This is a genomic window from Arthrobacter sp. Y-9 (assembly GCF_029690065.1).
Lineage (GTDB): Bacteria > Actinomycetota > Actinomycetes > Actinomycetales > Micrococcaceae > Arthrobacter_E.
In genome coordinates, this window is the sequence record NZ_CP121463.1 from 530,610 (window position 1) to 554,787 (window position 24,178).

At 67.9% G+C, this 24,178-nt stretch carries 23 protein-coding genes; 11 read left to right on the forward strand and 12 right to left on the reverse strand.

From position 1 onward, the window contains the following. The first annotated feature begins 16 nt into the window (after nt 1-16). Both P9849_RS02355 and P9849_RS02360 read left to right on the forward strand, forming a co-directional pair. Entirely contained in the window at nt 17-1,810 is a 1,794-nt protein-coding gene (locus P9849_RS02355) for a LamG-like jellyroll fold domain-containing protein (protein ID WP_278268122.1), read from the forward strand. Between the two features lie 202 nt (nt 1,811-2,012). Continuing rightward, complete coding sequence (locus P9849_RS02360) at nt 2,013-2,207, forward strand: hypothetical protein (protein WP_278268123.1); 195 nt, start codon at nt 2,013-2,015, stop codon at nt 2,205-2,207. Nucleotides 2,208-2,326: 119 nt separating this feature from the next. Here the strand turns inward: P9849_RS02360 and P9849_RS02365 are convergent, their stop codons facing one another. After that, nucleotides 2,327-2,734: a DUF6264 family protein gene (locus P9849_RS02365; RefSeq protein ID WP_278268124.1), complete on the reverse strand. Its 408-nt coding sequence runs from the start codon at nt 2,732-2,734 to the stop codon at nt 2,327-2,329. Between the two features lie 817 nt (nt 2,735-3,551). Between P9849_RS02365 and P9849_RS02370 the strand changes: the two genes are divergently transcribed. Further along, the gene (locus P9849_RS02370; RefSeq protein WP_278268125.1) at nt 3,552-3,998 is read left to right on the forward strand and encodes a hypothetical protein; all 447 of its coding nucleotides are present in this window, start codon (nt 3,552-3,554) and stop codon (nt 3,996-3,998) included. Nucleotides 3,999-4,337: 339 nt separating this feature from the next. Continuing rightward, entirely contained in the window at nt 4,338-4,769 is a 432-nt protein-coding gene (locus tag P9849_RS02375) for a hypothetical protein (protein ID WP_278268126.1), read from the forward strand. 403 nt (nt 4,770-5,172) lie between these two features. Here the strand turns inward: P9849_RS02375 and P9849_RS02380 are convergent, their stop codons facing one another. Together P9849_RS02380 and P9849_RS02385 are read right to left on the reverse strand one after the other, a co-directional pair. Then, nucleotides 5,173-5,580 (reverse strand): DUF6264 family protein, encoded by a 408-nt coding sequence (locus tag P9849_RS02380; RefSeq protein ID WP_278268127.1) that lies wholly within the window; start codon nt 5,578-5,580, stop codon nt 5,173-5,175. A 356-nt stretch (nt 5,581-5,936) separates the two neighbouring features. Continuing rightward, a complete protein-coding gene (locus P9849_RS02385; RefSeq protein WP_278268128.1) occupies nt 5,937-6,620 on the reverse strand; it encodes a hypothetical protein in 684 nt (227 codons plus the stop codon). A 202-nt stretch (nt 6,621-6,822) separates the two neighbouring features. On the opposite strand from P9849_RS02385, the gene P9849_RS02390 reads away from it, so the two are divergent. Continuing rightward, the gene (locus P9849_RS02390; RefSeq protein WP_278268129.1) at nt 6,823-8,136 is read left to right on the forward strand and encodes an MFS transporter; all 1,314 of its coding nucleotides are present in this window, start codon (nt 6,823-6,825) and stop codon (nt 8,134-8,136) included. A gap of 146 nt (nt 8,137-8,282) precedes the next feature. On the opposite strand, the gene tgt is transcribed toward P9849_RS02390, so the two are convergent. The 6 genes from tgt to P9849_RS02420 all read right to left on the reverse strand — a co-directional run bounded on the left by tgt (nt 8,283) and on the right by P9849_RS02420 (nt 14,650). Next, nucleotides 8,283-9,563: a tRNA guanosine(34) transglycosylase Tgt gene (gene tgt, locus P9849_RS02395; RefSeq protein WP_278268130.1), complete on the reverse strand. Its 1,281-nt coding sequence runs from the start codon at nt 9,561-9,563 to the stop codon at nt 8,283-8,285. A gap of 92 nt (nt 9,564-9,655) precedes the next feature. After that, on the reverse strand, nt 9,656-10,687 hold the full coding sequence (locus tag P9849_RS02400; protein WP_278268131.1) for a DUF6707 family protein: 1,032 nt from the start codon (nt 10,685-10,687) through the stop codon (nt 9,656-9,658). Between the two features lie 114 nt (nt 10,688-10,801). Beyond that, entirely contained in the window at nt 10,802-11,344 is a 543-nt protein-coding gene (locus P9849_RS02405) for an NUDIX hydrolase family protein (protein ID WP_066214810.1), read from the reverse strand. Between the two features lie 27 nt (nt 11,345-11,371). Continuing rightward, a complete protein-coding gene (locus P9849_RS02410; RefSeq protein WP_278268132.1) occupies nt 11,372-11,887 on the reverse strand; it encodes a VOC family protein in 516 nt (171 codons plus the stop codon). A gap of 100 nt (nt 11,888-11,987) precedes the next feature. Next, nucleotides 11,988-12,581, reverse strand: a complete 594-nt coding sequence (locus P9849_RS02415; RefSeq protein WP_278268133.1) for a TetR family transcriptional regulator — start codon at nt 12,579-12,581, stop codon at nt 11,988-11,990. 77 nt (nt 12,582-12,658) lie between these two features. Then, a complete protein-coding gene (locus P9849_RS02420; RefSeq protein ID WP_278268134.1) occupies nt 12,659-14,650 on the reverse strand; it encodes an MDR family MFS transporter in 1,992 nt (663 codons plus the stop codon). Between the two features lie 208 nt (nt 14,651-14,858). On the opposite strand from P9849_RS02420, the gene P9849_RS02425 reads away from it, so the two are divergent. Together P9849_RS02425 and P9849_RS02430 are read left to right on the forward strand one after the other, a co-directional pair. Beyond that, the gene (locus P9849_RS02425) at nt 14,859-15,674 is read left to right on the forward strand and encodes a helix-turn-helix domain-containing protein (protein WP_278268135.1); all 816 of its coding nucleotides are present in this window, start codon (nt 14,859-14,861) and stop codon (nt 15,672-15,674) included. 122 nt (nt 15,675-15,796) lie between these two features. Beyond that, nucleotides 15,797-16,534 (forward strand): phosphatase PAP2 family protein, encoded by a 738-nt coding sequence (locus tag P9849_RS02430; RefSeq protein ID WP_278268136.1) that lies wholly within the window; start codon nt 15,797-15,799, stop codon nt 16,532-16,534. Here P9849_RS02430 and P9849_RS02435 read toward each other — a convergent pair. Further along, entirely contained in the window at nt 16,506-17,615 is a 1,110-nt protein-coding gene (locus P9849_RS02435; RefSeq protein ID WP_278268137.1) for a glycoside hydrolase family 76 protein, read from the reverse strand. The genes P9849_RS02430 and P9849_RS02435 overlap by 29 nt on opposite strands. Nucleotides 17,616-17,824: 209 nt before the next feature. Between P9849_RS02435 and P9849_RS02440 the strand changes: the two genes are divergently transcribed. Next, nucleotides 17,825-18,997: an acyl-CoA dehydrogenase family protein gene (locus P9849_RS02440; RefSeq protein WP_278268138.1), complete on the forward strand. Its 1,173-nt coding sequence runs from the start codon at nt 17,825-17,827 to the stop codon at nt 18,995-18,997. 54 nt (nt 18,998-19,051) lie between these two features. Here P9849_RS02440 and P9849_RS02445 read toward each other — a convergent pair whose 3' ends face one another. Both P9849_RS02445 and P9849_RS02450 read right to left on the reverse strand, forming a co-directional pair. Then, nucleotides 19,052-19,954: a DUF1684 domain-containing protein gene (locus tag P9849_RS02445; protein ID WP_278268139.1), complete on the reverse strand. Its 903-nt coding sequence runs from the start codon at nt 19,952-19,954 to the stop codon at nt 19,052-19,054. A 194-nt stretch (nt 19,955-20,148) separates the two neighbouring features. Next, nucleotides 20,149-20,910, reverse strand: coding sequence for a hypothetical protein (locus P9849_RS02450; RefSeq protein ID WP_278268140.1), 762 nt, complete (start codon nt 20,908-20,910; stop codon nt 20,149-20,151). A 217-nt stretch (nt 20,911-21,127) separates the two neighbouring features. On the opposite strand from P9849_RS02450, the gene P9849_RS02455 reads away from it, so the two are divergent. From P9849_RS02455 to P9849_RS02465, 3 genes are all read left to right on the forward strand, one after another. Further along, nucleotides 21,128-22,753, forward strand: a complete 1,626-nt coding sequence (locus tag P9849_RS02455; protein WP_278268141.1) for a sigma-70 family RNA polymerase sigma factor — start codon at nt 21,128-21,130, stop codon at nt 22,751-22,753. 105 nt (nt 22,754-22,858) lie between these two features. Further along, nucleotides 22,859-23,167 (forward strand): hypothetical protein, encoded by a 309-nt coding sequence (locus tag P9849_RS02460; RefSeq protein ID WP_278268142.1) that lies wholly within the window; start codon nt 22,859-22,861, stop codon nt 23,165-23,167. 701 nt (nt 23,168-23,868) lie between these two features. Further along, nucleotides 23,869-24,147, forward strand: a complete 279-nt coding sequence (locus P9849_RS02465; protein WP_278268143.1) for a hypothetical protein — start codon at nt 23,869-23,871, stop codon at nt 24,145-24,147. The last annotated feature ends 31 nt before the right edge of the window (nt 24,148-24,178 follow it).

Genomic DNA, 24,178 nt, shown 5'->3' on the forward strand with positions numbered 1-24,178 from the left:
TCACAGGAGGGAGTCCATGGCCGCGGAAACCTCGCGGCGTGCGGTGATCATCGGTTCCCTGGCCGGCGCCGCGTCCCTGACCATCCCCACAGCGGCATCGGCCGCTGCGGTATCCGAGGCCGAAAACCTGGCCACCGGTCGACGTGCCGATGAGCGTGGGACGAGCGGCGGACGGACCTTCACCCTGGCGGTGATTCCGGACACGCAGTACCTCTTCGACGGCGACTCCCTGCACCCGGAGCCCCTCGAGGCGACCGTCGCGTGGCTCTCCAGGCTTGACGATCTCGCATTCGTAGCCCACTTGGGTGACGTCACGCAGAACGGTCGGCAACAGGAGTTCGCCGCCGCTGTGGGCCCGTTCAACACCTTGAAATCCCGCAGGATTCCGTTCTCCGTGCTGGCGGGAAATCATGACGTTGATTCGCGCACGGACGATCGTCGCGGACCGACCCCGTTCCTCGGCACCTTCTCCGACCTTGCCGTCCGGAATCGGATCAGCCGTGACGACGGCGGATACAACACCGCCTACACCTTCTCCGCATGCGGTCACGACCTCCTGCTGATCGCTCTGGACTGGCGGGTCTCCGACCAGGGCCTTACGTGGGCCCGCGAAGTTCTTCTGACCCACGCGCACCTTCCCACGATCGTCACCGTCCATGACGCCGTCACCGCCGACGGAGCAACGGCGGACCTCTCCGAGCATGGCCAGAGGATCTGGGACAGCCTCATCAAGGACAATCCTCAGGTCTTCCTCTCTATCAATGGTCACTTCTGGCCTTCCGGGCGGATGACCAAGCCCAACACGGCTGGCCAGCCCGTTGAACTCCACCTCGCCAACTACCAGGAGACCTACTACGGGGGCGCAGCGGCCGTCCGGCTCTACCGGTTCGATCTGGACCGTGGCGTGGTCGACGTGTCCACCGAGGTTCCCTTCTCCCGTCAGCATGGCCTCAACCAACTGGAACGCGAGGAACTGAGGATCACCGGCGCGGCCGACCGATTCTCCTTTCAGGTCCCGCCAAGCCTCCGCGGCGGGCCGAGCCGACCGACCCGGCCCGCAGCAGCGCTGTTGGTGCGCGGTACCGAGGCCTACTGGAGGTTCGACGGTCAGGGATCGCTGGCCAGAGGATCCCGGATCGAGGACCACTCGGGTCGTGGCAATCACCTGGAAGTGGTCGGTGATGGAAGTCCGACCTTGAGCCGCGTGACCGAGCGTCATCCCTCACAACCGGCCGGCGAGTCACTGCGATTCGCCGGGTCGGGCAAGACCGGCGGCTATCTCCTGACCGTGGACAAAGCGCCATTGAACACGGCATCGCTCGATCGCGGCTATACCGTCGAGGCGTTCTTCAAACTGCCCGAACCGTTCACCGGGGGCGCTGCATGGACCGCCTTGTTGTCCCGCTGGGGATCGGCGGCGTCGGCCGGACGCTTCGGCGGTGACCAGGATGAGCCTGTGGCCACGCTGTCGGTCTCGGGAGGCCGCGAACTGCAATGGTGCGTCTACCCGACGAACCTGGATCGCTCTGTCACGAACTGGGGACATGAGCTGCGGACGGACAGTTGGTGGCACGTTGCGGTCGTCAACAACAGACGCCATACCACCATGTACATCGATGGGTGCCCGGTGGTTCGCAATCCCTCGACCGTCAACGCTGGTCTCCTCGGCGGTTCGACGCGCGCGGGGATGAAATGGGCTGTGGGCGGGTACTCGTGGAAGGGCGAGCTCGACAAGACGTGGATGGGCGCCATCGGAGACATCCGGGTCGTTTCAAGGCCCTTGGAGGTCCGCGAATTCATGATCAGCTGAGGAAGATGACGCCGCCAGCCTGAAGCTGGCGGCATGCCTGGGCCAGGTCAGCAAGAGGGGAGCGCGGCGTGAACGCGACATCCGAGGCTCTCGGTGCAGCGGCGTTTGGGCTGGCGCCGGTGTGCCCGGAGTCGTCATCGGCGCACTCACCGGGGCTATCATCTCCGGAGTCCAGAGCGCCACCAGCTGCTAGGAGACTGCCATGAAGAAAACTCCCCGTAACCCGCTATCCCGGACACTGCTCTGGCTTCTTTTTGGGCTGGCGATCGGCGTTGCGACCGCCGTGATTCGCAACCTGCTCGGTGAACACCAAAGCGGTCTGAGCATCTTCTTCACTGTGCTGGCGCCGACTGCTGCAGCCGGCATCGCCGCAGGAATCAAGAGTTCCCAGAAGTAGACGCACCGCGACCCATAGACGATCTGGAGCTTCCGCCTGGCGCAGGTGGGAGCTTCAGATCGTATCGCCCGCATGCACAATTCCCACGGCGACCTGGCCAAAGGTGGGGACCGGCGTCGTCAGCGTCCGAGGCCCGCTTGCATGAGGCCGGCGCCGGCTGCCCAGACCAGGATCGCGAGGAAGGCGCCGGCAAGGGTGATCCACCAAGCGGTCTTGCGGCGGGCGAGGCGGATGATGGTCCAGATGATCGCGCCGATGAAGACGGCGGGCGGTACAGCGAGAGCTATCAGCCAACCGACCGACATCAGGCCGGTATTGCAGTGATTCGCGTAGCAGCCGTCAGACATCATCGAGAGGAACAGGGTCAGGAATCCGAGGAATGCGAATCCGACGACGCCGATGATGATCAGGATGATCGAGACGATCAGGTCTGCGATCTGGGCACCTGATCTGGCCGGCTGGGGAGCGCCCGGCCAAGCCCCTGGGCCCGCGGGGCCGGAGAACTCCGGTGGTGGCTGTTCCGTCATGGCGACTGTATTGCATGGCACCGCCCGCCCGTCAGGGAATGCGCCGGCACGACCTCGTCATCCGGTTCGGGGTGACAAACGATGAGTCAGAAACGGTCGTTTTTGACTCATCGGTCAGAATTGGTGCGCGCCGCGGCCGAGAGCTCAGGGCCGAAGTCACCGGCATTGCATTCGAGTGATGCTGAGGCACCCCGGAACCTGTGCCTTTTCATCCTTGCTGATTTGTCCAACGGGCCCACGGGCCGGCCGGTGACTTGTCGGCTCGTGTCCGGAGATGGTCCGTACTTTCGCCCTGGGCACTTCTGAGGTGGACCCGGCGACCCCGATAGAAGAGCCCAAAGCTAAACTCGAGGACTTCATTGACTGCACGCGGCGCAAGAGATCGTTGCCGTGTCGCGGCAGACCTCTAGATTGGGTTTGGCCCCGGGCCGGCCGCCCGCGCGATGCTTCAACGCCTCGTCCGGCGTTCTTGCTGTTCCAGACCGCCTCTGTTTGCTCTTCTATCGATCTGGGTCGAGCCAGCCACCATCGACGGGAGTAGACTCGAAGTATGTCGGGTGGTCCAGACCGTGACGGAAAAGACACACCCCCGAAGGTTCAGCATGATTCCGCGCAATTGGAGTCCGATCCAGAAGATCGGGCCGATCGTCGTAGTGACGAGAACGCGACCGAAGGCTGGGACAACGAGGGCGGGCATGACGACGCCCACCCGGTGAACAAATAGCACCTCGCCTGCTCAGCTGAGCCCGCGATCATCACGCCGCCATCCACCCCCGTGGAATCGACAGCGCAGCGATACGAAACGGCGGAATCCGTCATGACAACTGAACATCCCAGGGAACCTCTTGCACTCAATGGGGTCCTCGCCTCCGCTCTTCCCCCCGAACTCGGCACCTACCGCGCACCGTCTCGTTACACCGTGGCAGCAGTGTTCACGCGACGCCCCGAAGCCCGCGAACTCTTTCTGCTCGGTGCGCCAGAAACGCGGCGGACACTGGACGAGGCCGGATACACGGCGGTGGAACTGCAAGTCGCTGACCGGCGATTGTTCATCACCAACACGAGTCTTGAGGAACTCAAACAAGGACTCGCCGTGGTCATTGCTGACCTCCTCGCTCAGATCTCCTCCGAAGTCCAAGAAGAGTGGGCGCTGCAGACCGAGCGCCTGAGCGTTCTGGCAGACGAGGAGGGGCGGAGACTGCGCGACGTCGAAGCTGCCGCCGCCGAGATCTCGTTCGTCAGCAGTGCTTGGTCCCGGCTTTAGTCGCCCGCATCCCCTGCGTGCGACCAATCGGTCTACGCCCCTCCGATCAGTGCCGAGGAGCATCATGATCAGGAAATACGGACGGATGACATCCACCACCAAGGTCGAGGACCCCATGGTATGGCCGGACTTCAGTCAGCAAGAGGCCTCCAGCCAGTTCCGGGCCGGGCCCAACCTGGTCGTGGTGGAGGATCCTGGCGAACAGAGCTGGACCATTACGGGAGGCGTCTCGGGATCTGGCGATCGGAAACCTCTGCCACCTGAACGGCACGTTCCGTGAGGCGGCTTCGACCACCGGTACGCGACCTCTTCCAACGTGACCACGGGAGGAACATTTCAATGACGACCACAAGCGACAGCCGTTCAACTTCCCTGGAGCCACTACGTCTCCAAGGAGTTCTGTTCTCCGGCATCCGGGACGGGGTCGAGGAAGACCCGCGGGTGGAAAAGTACACAGTTCCAGCGATTCTGTCCCGCCGCCCTACCCCCGCGGAGAGGCGGTTGATGGCCCAAGTCGCCAGCGCCGGGCACCTCGCCGCAGCTGGATACCCCGACGTTGAACTCATCCTGAGCGACCGTCGACTGGACATCACGAACACCTCGTTGGAAGAACTCAAGAGTGGTCTCGCTCTACTGCTCGGGGCACTGGTTCGAGACCTCGCCGAGCGTGCACGTGAAGCAGTCGACTCAGACGCTGACTTCTCATCGCGCCCGGCGGAATCTAAGCGCGAGCGCCTGAGACGGGCCGCCGCTGAGATCCAGTTCTACTAGGAGACCATTCGCGGTTTCCGACCGCCGGCATTCGTGTGCAGGTCCCGAGATGCGCCGACGTCGAACTCGCTGTAGCGAGTGAAGGTGACCAGTACTCTGCAAGGTCGACCACCACCGACTCTCGGCCCACAGCGGTGAGCAGATCAGCGCTCAGGCGTGAGAGCACTCTGGCGCGATTGCCCGGCTCCAGGCTGCAGGAGAACACCGGACCGATCACGTACCACGACGCCGGCAACGGTCCTGGAGACACTTCACCTTGCGCCACGTGGAGGCTACGGCAACGGACGGGAAAGGTTGTCCGAGACGCTCGCGGAAATATCGTGAGAACTGCGTGAGCAGGGTCGGACCCACTTCCGATGCTCACCCTGCGGCTGGTCCTCTTGAGAGGTGGGGACCGGCGTCGTCAGCGTCCGAGGCCCGCTTGCATGAGGCCGGCGCCGGCAGCCCAGACCAGGATCGCGAGGAAGGCGCCGGCAAGGGTGATCCACCAGGCGGTCTTGCGGCGGGCGAGGCGGATGATGGTCCAGATGATCGCGCCGATGAAGACGGCGGGCGGTACAGCGAGAGCTATCAGCCAACCGACCGACATCAGGCCGGTATTGCACTGGTTCGCATAGCAGCCGTCAGACATCATCGAGAGAAACAGGGTCAGGAATCCGAGGAATGCGAATCCGACGACGCCTATGATCATCAGGATGATCGAGACGATCAGGTCTGTGATCTGGCCACCTGATCTGGCCGGCCTAGGAGCGCCCGGCCAAGACCCTGGGTCCACGGGGCCGGAGAACTCCGGTGGTGGCTGTACCGTCATGGCGACAGTATTGCATGGCACGTCCCGCCGGTCAGGGAATGCGCCGGCACGACCTCGTCATCCGGTTCGGGGCGACAAACGATGAGTCAGAATCGGTCGTTTCTGGCGCACTGATCGACTCTGCGGTGGTGGATGTTCTCAGCGACTGCCCGCGGCGCCAGAAACGTGAGTCGTGAGGTGGACTGCGCCGAAACCTCTCGCGGGGCGTTTCTGACTCGTCGAACGTCTGGGCATCAAGGCGTTACAACAGTGGGGTTTTGAGAAGCAACGAGACTGACGGCCGTCGACTATCGCGGACATCGTTCTCGTCACCGTCCCGGACACGACGATCCGTGATGGGGGCGTCGCCACCTGGGCTACGGGGCCGACGCTTCGGCTGGCGTCACCTCGACGAGCTTCCAGATCGCCAGGCGCCCGACGACGGCGCACAGCGCCCCCGCGCCTCCGAACAGGACCAAGGAGGCGAATCCTGGCCTAGTTCCTCCCAGCCCCATGAGCAGCACCGCGGGCATCGGTGTGAGGAACCCCGCAACAGCGAACCCGAGGACATGCAGCCCCTGGTTTCTCACGGTGCGGAGCGCCCGCGCCACGCCGGCTGCGAGCGGCCCGCCCACCAGGATGACCGGCAGCAGAGCGAACAGCATGAGATAGCCCACGGCGGTCACGCTTCCGAGGAACCTGTTCCACAGGCCTGCGGACAGTCCCTGATGGCGTGAGCTGTCGGGTGCCACCGGAAATCCCGGGCCCAGGAGGAAAACGGTCTCGAACAGGATCCCGAGCATCGCGTAGGCCGCGATCAATCCGAGGATGACAGCCTCAAACGGGTACCGCACCGTTGCGGGCCGGCCGTGGCGTTCCTCCGGCCGGTCATCGCGCGGGGCCGACGACCCATACCGCGCCGTCAGCAACTCCTGAGTCTCCGGATGCAGTCCCGGAATGACCGGCGGCTGAGCCGCGGCGCTGCCGGGTGCCGCGTTCCCGGCGGATGCCGCCGCGCCGCCGTCGTACGCCGCATTGCCCTCACCCGCCGTGTTCCCCATGCGTGTAGCCTACTGGCCCGGGCCGCGGCCCCGAGGCCCGGGCCGCTCCGCCACCGCGCCCCGCCGCCCCACCGCGCCGCCCCACCCCTTCCAGTCGCAGCCGTGACCAATATGACCAATACGCCGTGACCGGGGCCACGCGGGGGTAGCGTGGCCCGCGGCTGTGGCGCACCGGCGCGTTGCGGCGGAAAGGTGCAACGGTATGTCAGGAACACGTCTTGCCCCACCGGCGAAACAGCCCACGATGGGCAGGGCCGTCGCCAACATCCTGAAAGGCTCGGCCGGCAACCTCATCGAGTGGTACGACCTCTACGTCTACGCCGCCTTCTCCTCCTACTTCGCGAGCTCCTTCTTCAACGGCAAGGACCCGGCGCAGGCCCAGATCGACGCGTACCTGACGTTCGCCCTGACGTTCCTGATGCGCCCCGTGGGCTCGTGGTTCTTCGGGCGCTTCGCGGACCGCCGCGGACGCCGTGCCGCGCTGACGCTGTCCGTCAGCCTCATGGGCCTCGGCTCACTCCTGGTCGCCGTGCTGCCGACGGCCGCGCAGATCGGCGTCTGGGCGACTGTCCTCATGTACGCGTCGCGGCTGCTGCAGGGCTTCTCCGTGGGCGGTGAATACGGCACGAGCGCCACCTACATGAGTGAGGCGGCGGTGAGCGGCAAGCGTGGGTTCTTCTCGAGCTTCCAGTACGTGACCCTCGTCGGCGGCCAGGTCCTGGCTCTCCTGACCCTCGTGATCCTCCAGCAGACGCTGGGCGAGCAGGCCATCCACGACTGGGGCTGGCGCATCCCGTTCGCCATCGGCGCGGTGGCATCCCTGCTGGTGCTGTGGCTGCGGCGGACCATGGACGAGACCATCACCACCGAACAGCGCGAAGCGGTCCGCTCGGACGGCGCCCAGCCCGGCACCCTCAAGCTCCTCTTCACGAAGCACTGGAAGCAGTTCCTGGTGGTGGTGTTCTTCACCATGGGCGGCACGTGCGCGTTCTACCTCTACACGACGTACATCCTCAGCTACATGAACAACGTCTCCCACATCCCGAAGTCGCAGACCTCGGTCATCAACTTCTGGGCGCTGCTGCTGTTCATGCTGATCCAGCCGCTGTTCGGCCTGCTCTCCGACCGGATCGGGCGCCGGACCCTGCTGATCGTCTTCGGTGTGCTGGGCACCGTGTTCACGTGGCCGATCATGTCGACCCTGGCCACCGTGCACGACCCCCTCCCGGCGTTCCTTCTCATGGTCGCCGCGCTGCTGATCGTGGTGAACTACACGTCCGTCAACGCGATCATGAAGGCGGAGCTGTTCCCGTCGTCGGTGCGCGCACTCGGCGTGGGCTTGGGCTACGCGGTGGCGAATTCGCTCTTCGGCGGGACGACTCCGCTCATCGGCGAGTGGCTGTCCGCTCAGGGCCACAAGGAATGGCTCTTCACCTACGTCACCATCACGATCGCGCTCTCGCTCGTGGTGTACATCTTCTTCCTGCCGAAGGACCGGCCGGAAGACCTCGACTGACGCTGCGATCCCCCCCACGCGGCGTCTAGCGTACGACGGCGCGCGGCACCCGGCTGAGCGGACCATCCCCCCACGGTCCAACGGCGGCCGGGCGGCCGCGCGCCGTCGTCGTCTCCGCACGCTGTGCGGTGGGGGAGAGGACGCCGTCAGGCCGAGTAGTACCGGCCCAGCGTCTCCGCCTTGTACGCGGCGAAGTCGCCGGACTCCATGGCGAGACGGGCGTCGTCCACGAGCTTCACCACGAAGCGCTCGTTGTGGATGGAGACGAGGGTCGCCGCCACCATCTCCTTGGCCTTGAAGAGGTGGTGGATGTAGGCGCGCGTGTAGTTGGCGCAGGCGTAGCAGTCGCAGCCGTCGTAGAGCGGGCCGAAGTCCGCCTTGTACTTGCGGCCGGAGAGGTTGAACCGGCCGTCCGGCGTGTAGAACGCGGAGTTCCTCGCGACGCGCGTGGGCGAGACGCAGTCGAAGGTGTCCGCCCCGTTCTCGATGGCCGTGAAGATGTCGTCCGGCTCGGAGATGCCGAGCAGGTGCCGGGGCTTGTCCTCCGGCAGTTCCTCGGCGCACCAGCCGACGATCGTCCCGAGATTCTCCTTCTCGAGGGCTCCGCCAAGCCCGAAGCCGTCGAAGTTCATGGCGCCGAGGTCACGGCACGCCTTGCGGCGCAGATCCTCATAGTGGGCGCCCTGGATGACGCCGAACAGCGCCTGATACGGCTTGCCGACGCGCTCCTCGGTGAGGCGGAAGTGCTCCGTGACGCAGCGTTCCGCCCAGCGGCGTGTGCGCTCGAGGGATTCCTCCTGGTAGGCACGGGAGTTCTGGAGGGTGGTCAGCTCGTCGAAAGCGAACATGATGTCCGCGCCGATCTGATGCTGCACCTGCATCGAGATCTCGGGGGTGAAGCGGTGCTTGTCGCCGTTGAGGTGGCTCTTGAACCAGACGCCGTCCTCGTCCACATGGGCCAGGCGCTCTTTGCCGGGAGCGACCGCGTCGTCCGGACCGGAATTGTCCACGACGTCCATGTTGATGACCTTCTTGAAGCCCGACCCCAGGCTCATGACCTGGAACCCGCCGGAGTCGGTGAAGGTCGGTCCCTCCCAGTTCATGAACCGTCCGAGCCCGCCCGCGGCGTCCAGGATCTCCGGACCCGGCTGGAGGTACAGGTGGTACGCGTTGGACAGCAGTGCCTGCGCGCCGAGCTCCTTCATCGACTCGGGCAGCACCGCTTTCACCGTGGCTTTGGTGCCGACGGCGATGAACGCAGGCGTCTGGATCTCACCGTGAGGCGTCCTGATGGTTCCCGTGCGGCCCTGTTTGCCGGGCTCGGACTCCGCCAGGCGGGTCCCGACCGTGAAGCCGAACTCCTCCTGGCGGGCAGGCTCGCGCTCGGGGACGACGGGATCGATCAGGGATTCAGCGGTGGAAGACACCCTGCCATTCTGCCAAAGGTTGCTCCGGAGAGGTTCGGGCAGGGTCCGCAGGGGGAGAGGTCCGTGGCGCCGAACCCGCTCAGCCAGGTTCCTCAGCCGCGGATGAGGTCCAGTTCCAGGCGCACGCGGCGCTCCACCTCGTCCGGCGCGAGCGTCTGGGACCCGCCATGTGCCATGAGGTGCAGCAGGGATTCGAGCCGCAGGATGCGCCATTCGCGCTCCGCCTCGTGATTCCCGCTGTCCATGGCGCGGAAGACTTCCTTGTCGTACAGATTGGGTTCGTTCAGCCGTCGCTGGCGGATCTTCGCCTCCAGGCGGGAGCGGAACGGGTCCAGGCTCTGTCCTTCCGGCGCCCTGAGCAGCAGCCGGTAGCGCTCCGCACGGTCCCGGTCGCCGAGCAGCTCGGCGATGTAGCTGGACAGCGCGAGGCTGGCCTCGGTGTGGGTCCAGCGGGCCGGGTTCCCGTCGAAGGGCAGCACGTTCAGCAGATCCGCGACCGCGAGAGCACCGTCGGCGTCCTGGTGCTCCAGGAAGAGGTCCTGGGAGAACGCCCGCAGATCGGCCAGGCAGCTGCCCGATTTCACGTTGATACCCTTGGCCAGCCGTTCGGCCAGGTTCTGCAGCCCGGCGCGCCCGGGGTACTGCTCGGCGAGGTCCTGGATGAGCTGCTCCGGAGTGACTTCCGGCGCCGGGATCTTCTCCCGGGCCTCGCGGACCGCGGCGTCCTCCTCCGGAGCGGGGAGCGGCGCGGGCGGCGGTGGGACCACCAGGCCGGAGCCGGTCTCCGTGACTCCGGGGCCGGGTGTGCCGCCATCTGCGGCGGCGGAGCCCTCGCCCTGGGAGGCGTCGGCAGCGGAGGCGTCAGCAGCGGCATCCTCGGCGCGGGCGACGGGAAGCGCCGCCCCGGCGCCCGCCACCACACGCACCGTGGCGGTGAGCGCCACGCGGAGGCTGGCGCCGTCGTCGAACATCAGGCGGTTCAGGAGGGGGTGGCCCAGATCGTCATCCTCGGTGACCACGGCCTCCACCTGGGGGCTCAGCGTGCCATCGGGCAGCACCACGCGGACCCCTTTGGTGATCAGGCCGGCTGCGAGCTCGACGCGCAGCGCTTCGTGATGTTCCATCAGTGGGTTACCTCCCGGTGTCCGGTCCAGTTCGCCGCACAGTCTACAAACCGCGCCTGACAATTCGGCGGGAGGTGAGGACACGCCGGAGCGCCGGACCGGTCGTCAAGCCACCTAGAAGGCTGCGATCCCGGAGAACGCCAGGGCCTGCCGCACCAGCTGTCCGCGGCCGCCGTCGAACTCCTGCTGGACCGCGGGGCTGAGCACTTCATCCGGCGACATCCAGGTCAGTTCCAGCGCGTCCTGGCGCGGGCTGCACTCGCCGGTGACGGGCACCAGGTAGACGAGCGAGACGGCGTGCTGCCGGTCGTCGGTGAAGCCGGTGTGGGACGGCGCCGGGAAGTACTCCGCCACGGTGAACGGCACCGGGCTCGGCGGGAGCTGCGGCAGCGCGAGGGCGCCCAGGTCCTTCTCGAGGTGGCGCAGCAGTGCGGCGCGGATGGTCTCGCGGTACAGGACGCGCCCGGACACCAGGGAGCGCACCATATTGCCTTCGGCGTCGCCCTGCAGAAGAGAACCGACCTCGATCACGAGTCCCAGCGGGTCCAGCCGCACGGGGACCGCCTCCACGTAGACCATCGGGAGGCGGTTCCTGGCCTCGTAAAGGTCCTCATCGGACAGCCAGCCGGGGTAGGGGTCCGGGGTGCGTACGCTCATGAACCCATTATGACCGGCGGGCGGGCCTCAGCCCGCGAAGCCGGCGGCCCACTCGTTCACGCGCCGCTTGCTCTCCTCCGGGGAGAGGTCCTCGACGCGCGTCATCACGGCCCAGCGGACGCCGAACGGATCGACGATGGAGGCGTACCGGTCGCCCGAGACGAAGTTCGCGGGCGCTTCGCGGATCGTGGCCCCGGCGGCCTCGGCCTTCGCGGTGACGGCGTCCACATCGGGGACGTAGAGGGCCAGGGACATGCTGATCCCGCCCGGCTGGGGCGCCACGAGGCCGTACTCGGGCAGGGGGTCGCCGATGGTGATGCTCCCGGAGGCGAACCGCAGCTCGGCTTCGCCGATCGCGTCGCCCATGCGCGTGTCGGAGACGACGACGGCGCCGAACACATCGCGGTAGAACTCGAGTGCCGCGGCGGCCGGGGAGACCACGACGTGCGGCGTGATGGAGGTGCGGCCGTGGGGAAGGCCGTCGGTGGTGAACTCACCCGTGACGGGTGCGGTGGGCTGATCGTGTGCTGGTGTTTCGCTCATGACACCACTCTGGCGCGGAGCACGGGCCGTGTCTTGAAGAAATCGGCCAGGGAGGGCCGCGTGGGCGACGGTCGTGTCGGCCGGAGGGCCGCCCCGGGGCTCAGTGCCCCTGCGCCACCTCGGCCAGGACCTTGATCATGGCCAGGAGATCCTCGGCCGACGGCCGGTCCTCGATCCCGGCGTGGCTGCTGTCCGAATGCAGGAACAGCGCCGCGAACACCAGGGAGGTGGCGGCGCGGGCCCGCAGCGGAGTGGTCTTCTGCTCGGCCAGGGCGATGATCTCCGCCCGCAGCCCCGACATCCAGTGGTGCACGGCGGCCATGAGCTCGGGTTCGTTGTCCACGAGTTTCTTCAGGCGCGGGACACTGTCCGGGCCGGTGGAGAGACTGCCGATGAGGTGGCAGAGGTCGTCGATGATCGGCCCGTCGCTGTCCAGGAACAGGCGCGTGCGGGCCTCGGAGAGCGGCTTGCTCGGCAGGCCCAGGGAAGCGGCCGCCTTGGACGGGAAGTAGTTGAAGAAGGTCCGTTCCGAGATCCCCGCCCGGGCGCAGATGTCCGCGATCGTCACCTGCGCCAGCCCCTCTTCGAGCACCAGCGCCCGCGCGGCATCATGGATCGCCTGCCGGGTCTGCTGCTTCTTGCGTTCCCGCAGGGAACCGTGGACGGTGTCTGTTCCGGACGTCATGGGGGTCATGGATGCTTCCTCTGGTCTGCCCGTGCTCCGGCCCCGGGTGGTCCCGGGGCCGGAGCACGGTTCAGTCCTGGCGCCGCTCAGCTCTCGGCGAGCTGGGCGGCCGTGTTCTTATCGGCCTGTTCCTGCAGAGCCGAACGCTGGCGCAGCGGCGGCACCTTGAAGAACCAGCTGAGGATGAACGCCAGGAGGATCACTCCCAGGCCCACCCAGTAGATGCTGACCGCGGAGGTGTTGAACCCGGTCATGAACTGACGGGTCAGGCGCGGATCGGCACCCTTGAGGTACGAGGTGTCCGAGGTCGACGCGCTGCCGCCGTTCTCCGACTTCTGTTCCTTCAGCTTATCGATCATGGTCGGCGCCAGCTTGTCCACCACGGCCTGCCGCTGGCCGGCGTCGCTGAAGTCGATGGCGAGCTTGCCGTTCACGACGGCGGCGTTCGCCTGCCGTGCCGCGGCCTCCAGGGCCTTCTGCTCGGCGGCCGGCTTCGCGGCGGCGACCTGCTGATCGATGATGGCCGGCGCGGCCTCCGCGGGAAGCTGACCCGCCGTGACCTTGGCCTGAACGGCGGCGGTCACCTGCTGGGTCACTGCGTCGTCCGCGGCCTTCTTCGCGGCGGCCGTGCCCTGGTCGAGGCCCTTCTGGAGCTCGTCCTTGACCGGGTTCACGATCGGGTTCCACAGCTGATCCATGACGCCCTTGTTCGCCGGGGCGGTCGCCACGGACGGGGTGAGCGCGGCGTCCAGGGAGGCCTTCAGATCGTTTTCGTTCTGCATGGCCGTGGTGATGTTGTTCGGCATCACGGCGAACAGCACCGAGAGCAGCACCGCGGTGCCCAAGGTGCCACCGATCTGGCGGAAGAAGGTGGACGAGCTGGTCGCCACACCCATGTCCCGGGGCTCCACCGAGTTCTGCGACGCGAGCGTCAGGGTCTGCATGAGCTGGCCGAGGCCGAGACCGATCAGGAACATGCCGATCATGAGGAACCAGAGCGGCTTGTCGATGGTCATGAACGTCAGCACCAGGTAGCCGCACGCGGTGGCGAAGGTGCCGGTGATCGGGAAGATACGGTACTTGCCGGTCTTCGCGATCAGCTGGCCGGACACGATCGACGCGATCATGAGGCCCGCGACCATGGGCAGCGTGGCGAAGCCGGATTCGGTGGGCGTCAGGCCCGTGACCAGCTGGAGGTACAGCGGGAGGGTCAGCATGGCGCCGAACATCGCGAAGCCCACCAGGAAACCGAGGACCGTGGCCATGGAGAATGTGCCGGAGCGGAAGAGCCGCAGCGGGATGATCGCGTCCGACTTCATGATCGATTCGATGATGATGAAGGCCGCGAGACCCACGGCGCCGATCACGTAGCAGGCGATGGAGCCCGCGGAGCCCCAGCCCCATTCGCGGCCCTGTTCGGCCACGAGGAGGAGCGGGACCAAGGTGACGATGACCGCCGTCGCGCCCCACCAGTCGATCCTGACCTTGCCGTGCTCATGGAACTTGGGCAGGTGCAGGAAGGCGAGGACCATGGCGAGGGCCGCGAGGCCGATCGGGACGTTGATGAGGAACACCCAGCGCCAGCCGGCGATCCACAGGATCTGGTCGGCGTCGGCGAACACGCCGCCGATCAGCGGGCCGACCACGGAGGAGACGGCGAAGACGGCCAGGAAGTACCCCTGGTACTTGGCGCGCTCGCGGGGAGCCAGGATGTCACCCATGATGGCCAGCGGGATCGACATGAGGGCGCCGGCGCCGATGCCCTGGAAGCCGCGGAAGGCGGCCAGCATGAGCATGGAGTCCGAGAACGAGGAGAGCAGCGAGCCGACCAGGAAGACGCCCAGACCGAAGAGGTAGAGCGGGCGGCGGCCGAAGATGTCCGAGAGCTTGCCGTAGATCGGCGTCGAGATGGTGGAGGTGATCAGGTAGGCCGTGGTCACCCAGGCCTGCTGGTCCAGCCCGTGGAGGTCATCGCCGATGGTGCGGATGGCCGTGCCGACGATCGTCTGGTCCAGGGAGGAGAGGAACATTCCGGCCATGAGCGCGTAGATGACCAGAAGGATCTGGCGGTGCGTCATGACGGGATTGCCTGAGCCGGGTTGCTGGGCCTCGGCAGATGCTGCGTGAGCAGTGCTTGTGGACATGAAAGAGACCAGGACTTTCGGTGAAGGGTTCTGGGGAAGTGTGTGCCGGATTCGGCGACAAGTTTGCAGACTCTGCAACTTTACATACTCTGCAATAATTCCGGCAAGGGTCTGTGATCCGCGACACGGGGAGAATGGAACAGTGATCTCTTCCAAAGGACATCTCAACCCCGGGGCGGCAGGCGTCCGCCTGGACCGCTTCGCCCCGCCTGCCGGCACGGAGGACGTGGTGCGGCACCTCTGGCGCGTCCGGTGGTCCCTCCCGGACGGCGCAGTCCAGCGGCAGCGCGTGCTGAGCTACCCGGCGTCGAACGTGGTCTTCGGGCCGGACGGCGCGGTGCTGTCGGGGCTCGGGACGGCCGTCGCGACGCAGGATCTCGAGGGCGAGTCCTGGGCGCTCGGCCTGCTCCTCCGCCCCGCCGCGACACGGCTTTTCAGCGCTGGGTCACCGGCCGCCCTGGTGGGCCGCGTGGTGCCTCTCGCCGGCGCTCCGGTGGACGCGGTCCGCGCCGCGATGGAGGACGACGACGCCGGCCCCGCCCCGCTCCACGCGGCGCTCGCGGAGTGGCTGGCCCCGTTCGCGGAGCGCGTCGACGAGCGGATGCGGCTCTGCAACGAGGTGTGCCGCCTGGCGGAGGAGGACCCGGACATGCTCCGGGTCGACGAGCTCGCCCGGGCCGCGGGCCTGCCGGTCCGGTCCCTCGATCGGCTCGTCAAGGATCACGTGGGGGTGGCGCCGAAGTGGCTCATCAACTGCCGCCGCCTGCAGGAGGCGGCCACGGTGCTCTACGCCGATGCCGCGGCCTCCCTGCCGGACCTGGCGCACCGGCTCGGGTTCTCCGACCAGGCGCATTTCAGTCGCAGTTACCGCAAGGTGATCGGGGAGACCCCGGCCCAGACCCGGGCGGCGGGGGAGCGGGCGCGGTCTGTGGGGAACGTGCCGCCCCGGCTGCGCTGAGGAAGCGGGTGCGCCGAGGGAGCGACTGCGCCAAGCGGGCGGGGTGCATTGACGAAGCGGGTGGCGCCGGTGGTGGGGTTCGTTCCGGGTGTTCCCCCAGGTGGGATCGCTAGCTTGGTCGGATGACCAGTCTCCGCCTGCGCCCCAGTCCGCCCCTGACGGTCCGTCCCGAACGGGTCCGGTGGCTCGCCGCGGCATTCGCGGTGTTCGGTGCGGCCTGGTTCGTCCTGATGATGGTCAGTTACCTGGACCACGTCTTCGTGGGCACCGCGGATGTGCCTGTGCATGACTGGGCGATCTCGCTCAGGACCCCGGTGGCCACGGCCGTCCTCGCGTTCATCACCACGCTGACCGGACCGAGCTGGATGACCGTCATCACGGCGATCACCGGATTCGGCTGGATGATCCTCTTCCGGGAGTGGCGCCGGCCGGTCCTCCTGATGGGTGCGATGACCCTCGCGGTGCTGGCGTCGACACTCATCAAGCACGAATTGAGCCGGGCCCGCCCGGACCCGCTCCAGATGATGCTGACCATCGACCAGTCCTACTCGTTCCCCTCGGGTCACACCCTGGGGACGGCCGTCTTCGCCGGGTCCCTGGCGTATCTCCTGGCCGCTCATTCCGCGCGCCGGAACGCCTTCGCGCTCGGAGCGGTCCTCGCGGTGGCGTTCACGGCCCTGGTGGCGTTCACCCGCCTGTATCTCGGATACCACTGGCTCACGGATGTGCTGGCTTCGGCCGGGCTCTCCCTGGTGTTCATCGCCGCGGTCATGGTGGGGGACCTGCTGCTCAGCCGGAGGCCGGCGGTGAAAGCCGAAGCGCCCGAGGAGCCTACGAACGGACCTGTCGGGCAGGCGTGAGACTCGCGGCGGCTTCGAGGGTCATCCAGGCCTGAAGCTGCGCGGCGAATTCCACCGTGCCGTTCAGAAGCGAGGCGCCGTCCGGGGGTGAGGCGCCGTCCAGCCGGTCGGGGTCATGCGCCCCGGCGGTCTCCCGCGGGAAGACCCAGCCCTCGCCCGAGTCCTGCCGGCCCGCCCAGAACGCGTCCGCCGTCGTCGTGACGAGTGCCGAAGCGGTGGAACGTGCCGTGGGGGCCAAGCGTTCGTCCCGGGCCGCCAGGGCGAGGTAGCGCGCGAGGATCCCGGTGAAGAGCGCGCCGTCGCCGGGGCCGTGGGTCTGCAGAGCGCCGCCGGGGTGCGTGAGCCGGTCCGCCACGGCCTGGATCAGCTCCTCGGCATGGCGCAGGTCATCCGGGGTTCCGAGCTCCAGATAGGACCCCAGGACCGGCCCCTGATTGTAGGAGTACACCTCCCGGGCCACGGTGGTGCTCCCGTCCGGCTGGAGGTGGATGCCGTCGAGGAACAGGCCCGTGTCCGGATCCAGCAGGCGCTCGCGGAGCCATTCGACCAGGGCCCGGGCGCGGACCGTGTCGCCGCTTCGGGCGAAGTACAGGGAGACGGGCGCGGTGGCCGGGGTGTTCTTGAAGTCCCGGGCCGAACTCCAGAAGCTGCCGCCGCCCAGCTCGTCCGTGCTGGCCAGCACCAGCCGGCGGTTCAGCGTCCGCTGGAGCGCGTCGAGGCCGCGGGCGTGGCGCGCCCCGGGATCGAGGGCCTGGAGCCGCTGAGCGGCCAGGGCGAGCCAGGCCATGTCATCGGTGTACGAGTTCACGTAGCGGAAGACGTTGTGGAGGCGGATGGAGCGGATGACGCGCCGGGCGAGGGCCGCCTTCCGGCCGTCCGGATCCTGTTCACGCAGGGCTGCGTCGACCAGAGCGTCCACGTAATGCGCCTGCCACCAGTAGTGCCAGACGCCGAGTTCGCTGAAGGCACGGCTGGGCGCCTTGATCCGTCCCAGATGGGTCCCGGGAAGGCCTGCGAGGCGTCGGCCGTGGCGGGCGATCACGGAGCGGGCCGCCTCCGCCGCGCGTTGCTGTGCGTCCATGTCCCGAGCCTAGCGGCTGGCCCGGCAAGGAGTCCGTCCAGGCCGTTTCATACCCGGCCCGGAATGTGATGTAGTTAACATGCATTAACGCAATGGCCTCATTCGGCCGGACGTCGATGCGGTTGATCACCAGCTTGCCGGGCCCGCATCAAGGTCCCGGCACCGGCACAGGCGCCCGGTTGACCACGGGGCGTCGGGAAGGCTGTCCCATGACCCTGGAACTGCCCACCGCCGATTTCTACGGCGTCGAAGACCTACTGAGTGACAAAGAGCGGGCCAAGCTCGCCGAGGTGCGTGATTTCCTGGACGCCGAGGTGAAGCCCTACGCCGCCGCCTGGTGGGACGCCGCCGAGTTCCCTTTCGAACTCCTGCCCAAACTCGCCGCCCTGGAGATCAACACCCCCACGCGCCGCGGGTACAGTCACCTCTTCATGGGCCTGCTCATCGCGGAGCTGAGCCGGGCGGATGTCTCCCTCGGCACCTTCTTCATGGTCCACCACGACCTCTTCGTCGAGTCCCTGCACCGCTTCGGGTCCCGGGACCAGAAGGACCGCCTGCTCGACGACGCCGCTTCCCTCCGCACCACCGGCGCCTTCGCGCTCACGGAGCCGGAGCATGGCTCGGACATCGCCCGCGGGCTGTCCACGACGGCGGTGCGGCACGGTGGCGAATGGGTGCTGAACGGATCCAAGCGCTGGATTGGCAACGGTACGTTCTGTGACCACATGCTGCTCTGGGCGCGGGACCGGACGCCCGGCGCTGACGGGGCGGTCCGGGGATTCATCGTGGCCGGGGACCTCCCGGGCCTGACCCGCACCCGGATCGAGGGCAAGACGGCCCTCCGGACGGTGCAGAACGCGGACATCGAGCTGCGGGACGTCCGCGTGTCCGAAGCGGACCGCTTCGCCGGGATCTCGAGCTTCGCCGACACCAATGAGCTCCTCCGCGGCTCCCGCGTGCTGGTCGCGTGGCAGGCTGTGGGGCAGCAGCTCGCCGCCTTCGACGTCGCCCGTTCCTACGCTGTCCGCCGGGAACAGTTCGGCAAGCCGATCGCCTCGTTCCAGATGGTGCAGGACCGTCTGGTGAAGATCCTCGGGAACGCCGTCTCCGGCGCCACCATGATGACGCGGATCGCCCAGCTCGACGAGCAGGGCCTCGCGGGCATGCCCCAGGTGTCGCTCGCGAAGGCCCACGTCACCACGGCCATGCGGGAGTCCGTCGCTCATGCCCGGGCGGTGCTGGGCGGCAACGGGATCGTCACCGGTTACGGCGCCGCCAAGGTCTTCGCCGATGCGGAGGCCATCTACACCTACGAGGGCAGCTACGAAGTGAACACCCTGATCGTGGGCCGGGAGATCACCGGGGTCTCGGCCATCCACTGAGAGCGGCGCACAGCGCGCCGGCCCTCGGCTGGTTTTCCCTCGGCCGGCCGTCTGTCAGCGAGCCTTCCGCTCCCCGGCCTCCACGGCCGAGGTGATCGCGTTGCCGGGGACCGGGGCCGGGCACGTGCCGAAGTCGGTGAAGGCGCTCGGGTAGTTGATGGCGCGGTTGAAGTCGATCACCACGGTGCCGTCCGGCCGCGGCCGGGCCGTGGAGACCTTGCGCCACTCGTCGGTGGTGTCCCCGTTGCTCGCGTCATGGAAGGTGATGGTCAGAGCGCCGAGCTTCTCCTCCTCGGCCTGGAGGCGGTGTTCCGTGTCCGAACCGGGCAGCGTGAAGACGACCTCGCCCACCGAGTGGTGCACGCTCGTCACGTGCGGGTTGGCGGTGGCGATCGGCACGGCACGCGGTTCGGGGTACGGTTCGAACCGCGCGGTCACCACGAGTTCGGGACGGTAGTCGAACACCGGGACGCCCTGGAAGCCGGTGTAGACGGGGGAGGCGTCGTCGCGGGTGCGGATCGCATACCGCCCGCCCCGGACCGTCAGCTCCACGAGCACACGGGTGCCGTCCGGTCCTCCGAAGCCCACCCAGTCGAGCGACTCCTCATCGTTCAGCCGCGCGCTCAGCGTGCCGACGACGACGCCGTCCTCCCGCTCACCGTCAGCGCCCGGGGCGCCGGACTCGCCGTCGTCGGGGGAGAGGGCTCGCAGGCCGTCCTCCTCGGTGGCGCGCAGCCAGGCGGTGGTCCCGTCGGTCCACCACAGCCCGGGGACGCCGTCCAGCGCGGTCGGGGTGTCCGGAAGCCACTGCAGCGACGTGAGCGTGAGCCAGCCGTGGGAGGTGGCCAGGGCGGCGTTGCGGTTGTCCCGGAAGCGGAGCCAGCGGGCTTCCTGAGGGTCGACGGCGGCCTGCTGTGTGGCGGTGCCGGTCGGTGACGGGGTGGCTGCGGGGTTCATGGTTCCTCCTGGTCGAGAACTCACTCCACCTAACCATGCCGTGCCACGGCTCATTCCCGGGCGCCGCCGCCGGGCCCGACCGCCAGGAACAGGGCACATCGATTAAAAGAGGAGGGCGCCGTGGCGTGAACCACGGCGCCCGGCCCCGAGACGATGGGGGGCGTGCCTCGGGACCTCCCGACTACTGAGTGGGGTCAGCCCTCGAATCGTGACGCGATGCCGGAGATTTTTTTCACCGTGATTCCGGGAGCCCCGGCGAAGGCGCTCCGCGACGCCTCCTCCTGGGACACGGACACCGGCATCAGGGCGCCGTCGCGCAGGGACTCCAGGGCCTGACGGCACTCCTGGAGGCGGTGCAGCGAGTTCTCGTCGTCGCGGCCGGCGACCATCACGGTGCCGGAGATGTGGGCCGCGCAGAATCCCGGGCCGAGCGCCTGGCTCACCGCATCGCCGAGCTCCGCGAGCAGGGTCCAGCTCAGCGGGGCCGCCGGGCAGTTGTGGCGCAGGGCGAACGAGGTCACCAGCACCGGGCCGGACTCGGCGGCGAGCATCTCGCCCACGGTGTGCCGGAAGTGGGCGGGCGTGTAAAGGCCGGTGGCGACGTCCAGGCATCCGAGTTCAGCGGTGTCGTGACTGGTCTCGGCCCAGGCGTCGATGGCGCAGGCCGTCGCGTCCAGATCGAGCTCCTGGCCCATGGAGGTGTAGAGCGCCTTGAGATCCAACAGGACCTCACGGGCGCCGACGCCGGCCCAGGCCCGGGCGACTCCCAGGCTGGCGCTGGATTCGGAGGACAGCCGTGCATCCGTCAGCAGCTGCTGGGCGATGGACTCCACCGGAGCCAGATCCCAGTCCCCGGTATGTCGCCAGCCGGCGCCGAGGCTGGCGGCGCGCCAGGTCTCCACCAGCTCGCGCCAGGACAGGTGGTCCTGGTTCTCCATACCCGGCGTCGGGTGCATGATGGCCCCACCTTCCCGTCCAGTGCTGATCGTGCATGTCTAACGTAAAATTGAGTGTGCACATCTGGCACATCGTGACGCGACTTCCCACTTTCGTGTGAAGTGTCACAATTTAAAAAAGTCAGAAGATCCGGCGTCACGATCTGCACTCCAAGACTACTTCTCTTCTATGGGGAGCGTTTCGGAGGGGAACGCGGTGCAACGGAGGGGGTATGGCGTGTCAGACGACACCCAGTTGAGTGACGGGGACCTGTGTCTCCGGGTCCGCGAAGGGGACCAGGATGCTTTCGGCGTGCTCTATGAGCGTCACGCCCCTCTGGCACTCTCCATCGCCCGCCAGTCCGTCGACAACTACGCCGACGCGGAAGACGTCGTCGCCGACTCCTTCCATGCGGTCCTGGACAAGCTCCGTTCAGGTGACGGCCCGGACACCTTCTTCCGTGCCTACCTGCTCCAGGTGGTCCGCCGGACCGCCTATGCCCGCAATCGCAGTGCAGGGCGCGCCATCCCCACGGCCGACGAGCAGCAGCTGGACCGCCTGGAGACCCCTGACGACCCCACGCTGATGGAATTCGAGAGCCACGCCGCGGCCACCGCCTTTCGCGCTCTCCCGGAGCGCTGGCAGGAGGTCATCTGGTACCTCGACGTCGAGGGGCAGAAGCCTGCCGCCGTCGCGCCGATCATGGGCCTGGCCCCCAACGCCGTCTCCGCCCTGGGTGTCCGCGCCCGGGACGCGCTCCGCCGTGAATATCTGCAGGCCCACGTCACGGGCGACGTCCCGGAGGAGTGCAAGCCGTACCGTGACAAGCTGGGCGGTTACGTCCGGGGCAGCCTGCCGCGTGGCGCCGAACGCAAGGTCCGCGATCACCTGGAGACGTGTGCCAAGTGCACCGCCATCATGGTCGAGCTCGGTGATGTGCGCGCTACCATCAAGGCCGTCCTGCTGCCGCTGATCATCGGTGTGGGCCCCGCCGCGTGGTGGCTCACCGCGGCGGGTCAGACCGCCGTCCTGGGATCCCTCGTCGGCGCCACCGGTGGTGTGGGCGCCGGTGTGCTCAGTGGAACCGCGGCCGCAGGCGGAGCCGGCGGAGCCGCGAGTGGTGGCGCGAGCGGAGGTGCTGCCAGCGGTGGAGCCGCGGGTGGCGGCGCCGCGGGCGGTGCGCTGGCCGGCGCGGGCGCACTCGGCATCGGCGCGGCCGTGGCGGGGATCGCGGTCGTCGCGGTCGGACTCGTGATGGCTCCTTCCGTGCTGGCCGCCTGGCAGTCTCCGGCGACCCAGCAGTCCGCGCCTCAGGGCCAGCCCGCCGGGCCTGCCGGGTCGCAGGCGCCTGTGGCGCAGCCTCCCGTGAAGCCGCCGGTGTCCAAGAAGTCCGCGGCGACGAAGTCGACGGAAGCGAAACCGGCGGCTCCAGCACCGAACGCGGAGCCGAGCCCCTCGGACTTCCCGCAGCTCCTCGCGCCGCTGCTCCCCGCTCCTCCCGCGCTCACGCCCACTCCCACGCCCTCCGCGACCGGCAGCACCTCGCCGTCGCCGAGCAAGAGCGCAACGCCGAGTGCCACCACGACGCCCAGCAGTTCCACGACGCCGACGGGCACCGCCACTCCGACCGGGACTGCCACGCCGACGGAGACCTCGGGTCCGACGACCGTGTCGACGCCGACGGAAACGACGACGACCCCGGTCCCGACGGATTCGGTGACGACGCCGGTTCCCACGGACTCGACGACCTCGACTGCTCCGGTGTCCCCGGAACCGTCGTCGACGACGAGCACACCTTCCCCGACGACCACGCCGTGCCCTCTGTTCCCCTGGTGGCAGTGCCCCGTGATCGGCACGTTCTGAGCATCACCGCACTCTGACGCCCGCCCGGCCGGCGCCGGTAACACCCTGACGATCCAGGCCGAACCGGCCCGCGCCCTCGCGTCCTCCGCGGCGTAGAGTGAGCGCATGCGAACGCGGACGAAGGCCCTGATCTGGACGGTCCTCGGCGCGCTCGTGATCGCGTTCATCGTCTTCGCGCCGGTGGCCGGTGCGGGCATCTGCGTCGACGCGCAGGACACCTCGAAGTCGTATTGCCGCGACTGGCAGGTCTCTCTTCTCGGTCTCGAGACCACCCTCTGGTGGTGGCTCGGGGCGAGTGGAGTTCTGGTCGCGGTCGCGTTGCTGGTCGTCGGGCTCGCAGGCCGCCGCTCCGCGTCGCACGGGCGGCGGTCCGGGGACGGCCGCAGCCCCGGCGACAGACCCGGCCCCGTCTGAACCGTCGGCCTCCGCGCCCCGGCCCTTTCACGGCCGTCATGTTTCCTCCCGTGACGTCGTCGCGTCACGATTCCGTCCGACGGTGCTCTCCATAGGTGTCGGGGACCACGGTCTGGTCGTGGTCCCCGATGCAGGTCTCGTTCTGCTCCTGGACCGAGACTTCCGTGCGCTGAGCTGATGCGGCTCGGAGCATGGGATGCGGGTGCCGGCGTTCCCTAAGATCGCCGCTGCGGCGGCATAGCCGGCACCCGCATTTTTCGTGTCCGCAGACCGTCGTCGCAGACGCCCCTTCCTGCGGATTCCGGCCGGTGTCCGGCTCACTGCTCCCGCTGCCGCAGCCCCTTCCTGGCGGTCCTTTTCGCGCTCCCCGCCCGCCGTCGTCGTGCTGTCGGCCGTCCGGGGATCTTCCACCGACCCCTGGAGCGGCACGGGCCGTGGTGACCCGCTGAACAGTTCCTGGGGACGCCAGCGGCGACGCGCGTGCAAGCGCATTAAGTGGGCCGAACCTGCGGATCGTGTCGCGAAAACGGCGATATTTTTCGCCATTCTTTTATGTGACTTGCACGACACGAAAATTTGTGCTGAAAGTCTGCATTTTTCTCGTCACGAATCCGTCAGACCCCTCACTAGGACCATGAACAGGCGAAAGGGGCGGCCGCCCTGGGCTCGGTGGAGCGCTGATGCCACAGGGAAGGACGGGCGTGATCTGGATCTTGCGTGCACTGCGCGAGGCCCTCACCACGGGGCGTCGTGCTTCGCGTCCGCGCTCCGACCGAGCAGGGACCGCAGCCGGGCTGCCGAAGTACATGACCTTCGACTGCCGGGACGGGATGCACGACGCCTGCCTGGTCTGCCGCTGCGAATGCCACAGGGAACTCCCGCTTGAGGAGATCTTCCTGGCTGAAGCCGCGCCGGAAACCCAGCCGGAACCCGAGATCCCCCTGTCGCCCGACGCTGTACCCGCCCTAAGGAGAGTCTGATGTTCGTGCCGTTTCGGCCTGGAAACCCACC

Excerpts from the sequence above, each read along its gene's own strand:
- P9849_RS02355 (WP_278268122.1), top strand. The coding sequence starts at position 17 with ATGGCCGCGGAAACCTCGCGGCGTGCGGTGATCATCGGTTCCCTGGCC.
- P9849_RS02360 (WP_278268123.1), top strand. The coding sequence starts at position 2,013 with ATGAAGAAAACTCCCCGTAACCCGCTATCCCGGACACTGCTCTGGCTT.
- P9849_RS02365 (WP_278268124.1), bottom strand. The coding sequence starts at position 2,734 with ATGACGGAACAGCCACCACCGGAGTTCTCCGGCCCCGCGGGCCCAGGG.
- P9849_RS02370 (WP_278268125.1), top strand. The coding sequence starts at position 3,552 with ATGACAACTGAACATCCCAGGGAACCTCTTGCACTCAATGGGGTCCTC.
- P9849_RS02375 (WP_278268126.1), top strand. The coding sequence starts at position 4,338 with ATGACGACCACAAGCGACAGCCGTTCAACTTCCCTGGAGCCACTACGT.
- P9849_RS02380 (WP_278268127.1), bottom strand. The coding sequence starts at position 5,580 with ATGACGGTACAGCCACCACCGGAGTTCTCCGGCCCCGTGGACCCAGGG.
- P9849_RS02385 (WP_278268128.1), bottom strand. The coding sequence starts at position 6,620 with ATGGGGAACACGGCGGGTGAGGGCAATGCGGCGTACGACGGCGGCGCG.
- P9849_RS02390 (WP_278268129.1), top strand. The coding sequence starts at position 6,823 with ATGTCAGGAACACGTCTTGCCCCACCGGCGAAACAGCCCACGATGGGC.
- P9849_RS02400 (WP_278268131.1), bottom strand. The coding sequence starts at position 10,687 with ATGGAACATCACGAAGCGCTGCGCGTCGAGCTCGCAGCCGGCCTGATC.
- P9849_RS02405 (WP_066214810.1), bottom strand. The coding sequence starts at position 11,344 with ATGAGCGTACGCACCCCGGACCCCTACCCCGGCTGGCTGTCCGATGAG.
- P9849_RS02410 (WP_278268132.1), bottom strand. The coding sequence starts at position 11,887 with ATGAGCGAAACACCAGCACACGATCAGCCCACCGCACCCGTCACGGGT.
- P9849_RS02415 (WP_278268133.1), bottom strand. The coding sequence starts at position 12,581 with ATGACCCCCATGACGTCCGGAACAGACACCGTCCACGGTTCCCTGCGG.
- P9849_RS02420 (WP_278268134.1), bottom strand. The coding sequence starts at position 14,650 with ATGACGCACCGCCAGATCCTTCTGGTCATCTACGCGCTCATGGCCGGA.
- P9849_RS02430 (WP_278268136.1), top strand. The coding sequence starts at position 15,797 with ATGACCAGTCTCCGCCTGCGCCCCAGTCCGCCCCTGACGGTCCGTCCC.
- P9849_RS02435 (WP_278268137.1), bottom strand. The coding sequence starts at position 17,615 with ATGGACGCACAGCAACGCGCGGCGGAGGCGGCCCGCTCCGTGATCGCC.
- P9849_RS02440 (WP_278268138.1), top strand. The coding sequence starts at position 17,825 with ATGACCCTGGAACTGCCCACCGCCGATTTCTACGGCGTCGAAGACCTA.
- P9849_RS02445 (WP_278268139.1), bottom strand. The coding sequence starts at position 19,954 with ATGAACCCCGCAGCCACCCCGTCACCGACCGGCACCGCCACACAGCAG.
- P9849_RS02450 (WP_278268140.1), bottom strand. The coding sequence starts at position 20,910 with ATGCACCCGACGCCGGGTATGGAGAACCAGGACCACCTGTCCTGGCGC.
- P9849_RS02460 (WP_278268142.1), top strand. The coding sequence starts at position 22,859 with ATGCGAACGCGGACGAAGGCCCTGATCTGGACGGTCCTCGGCGCGCTC.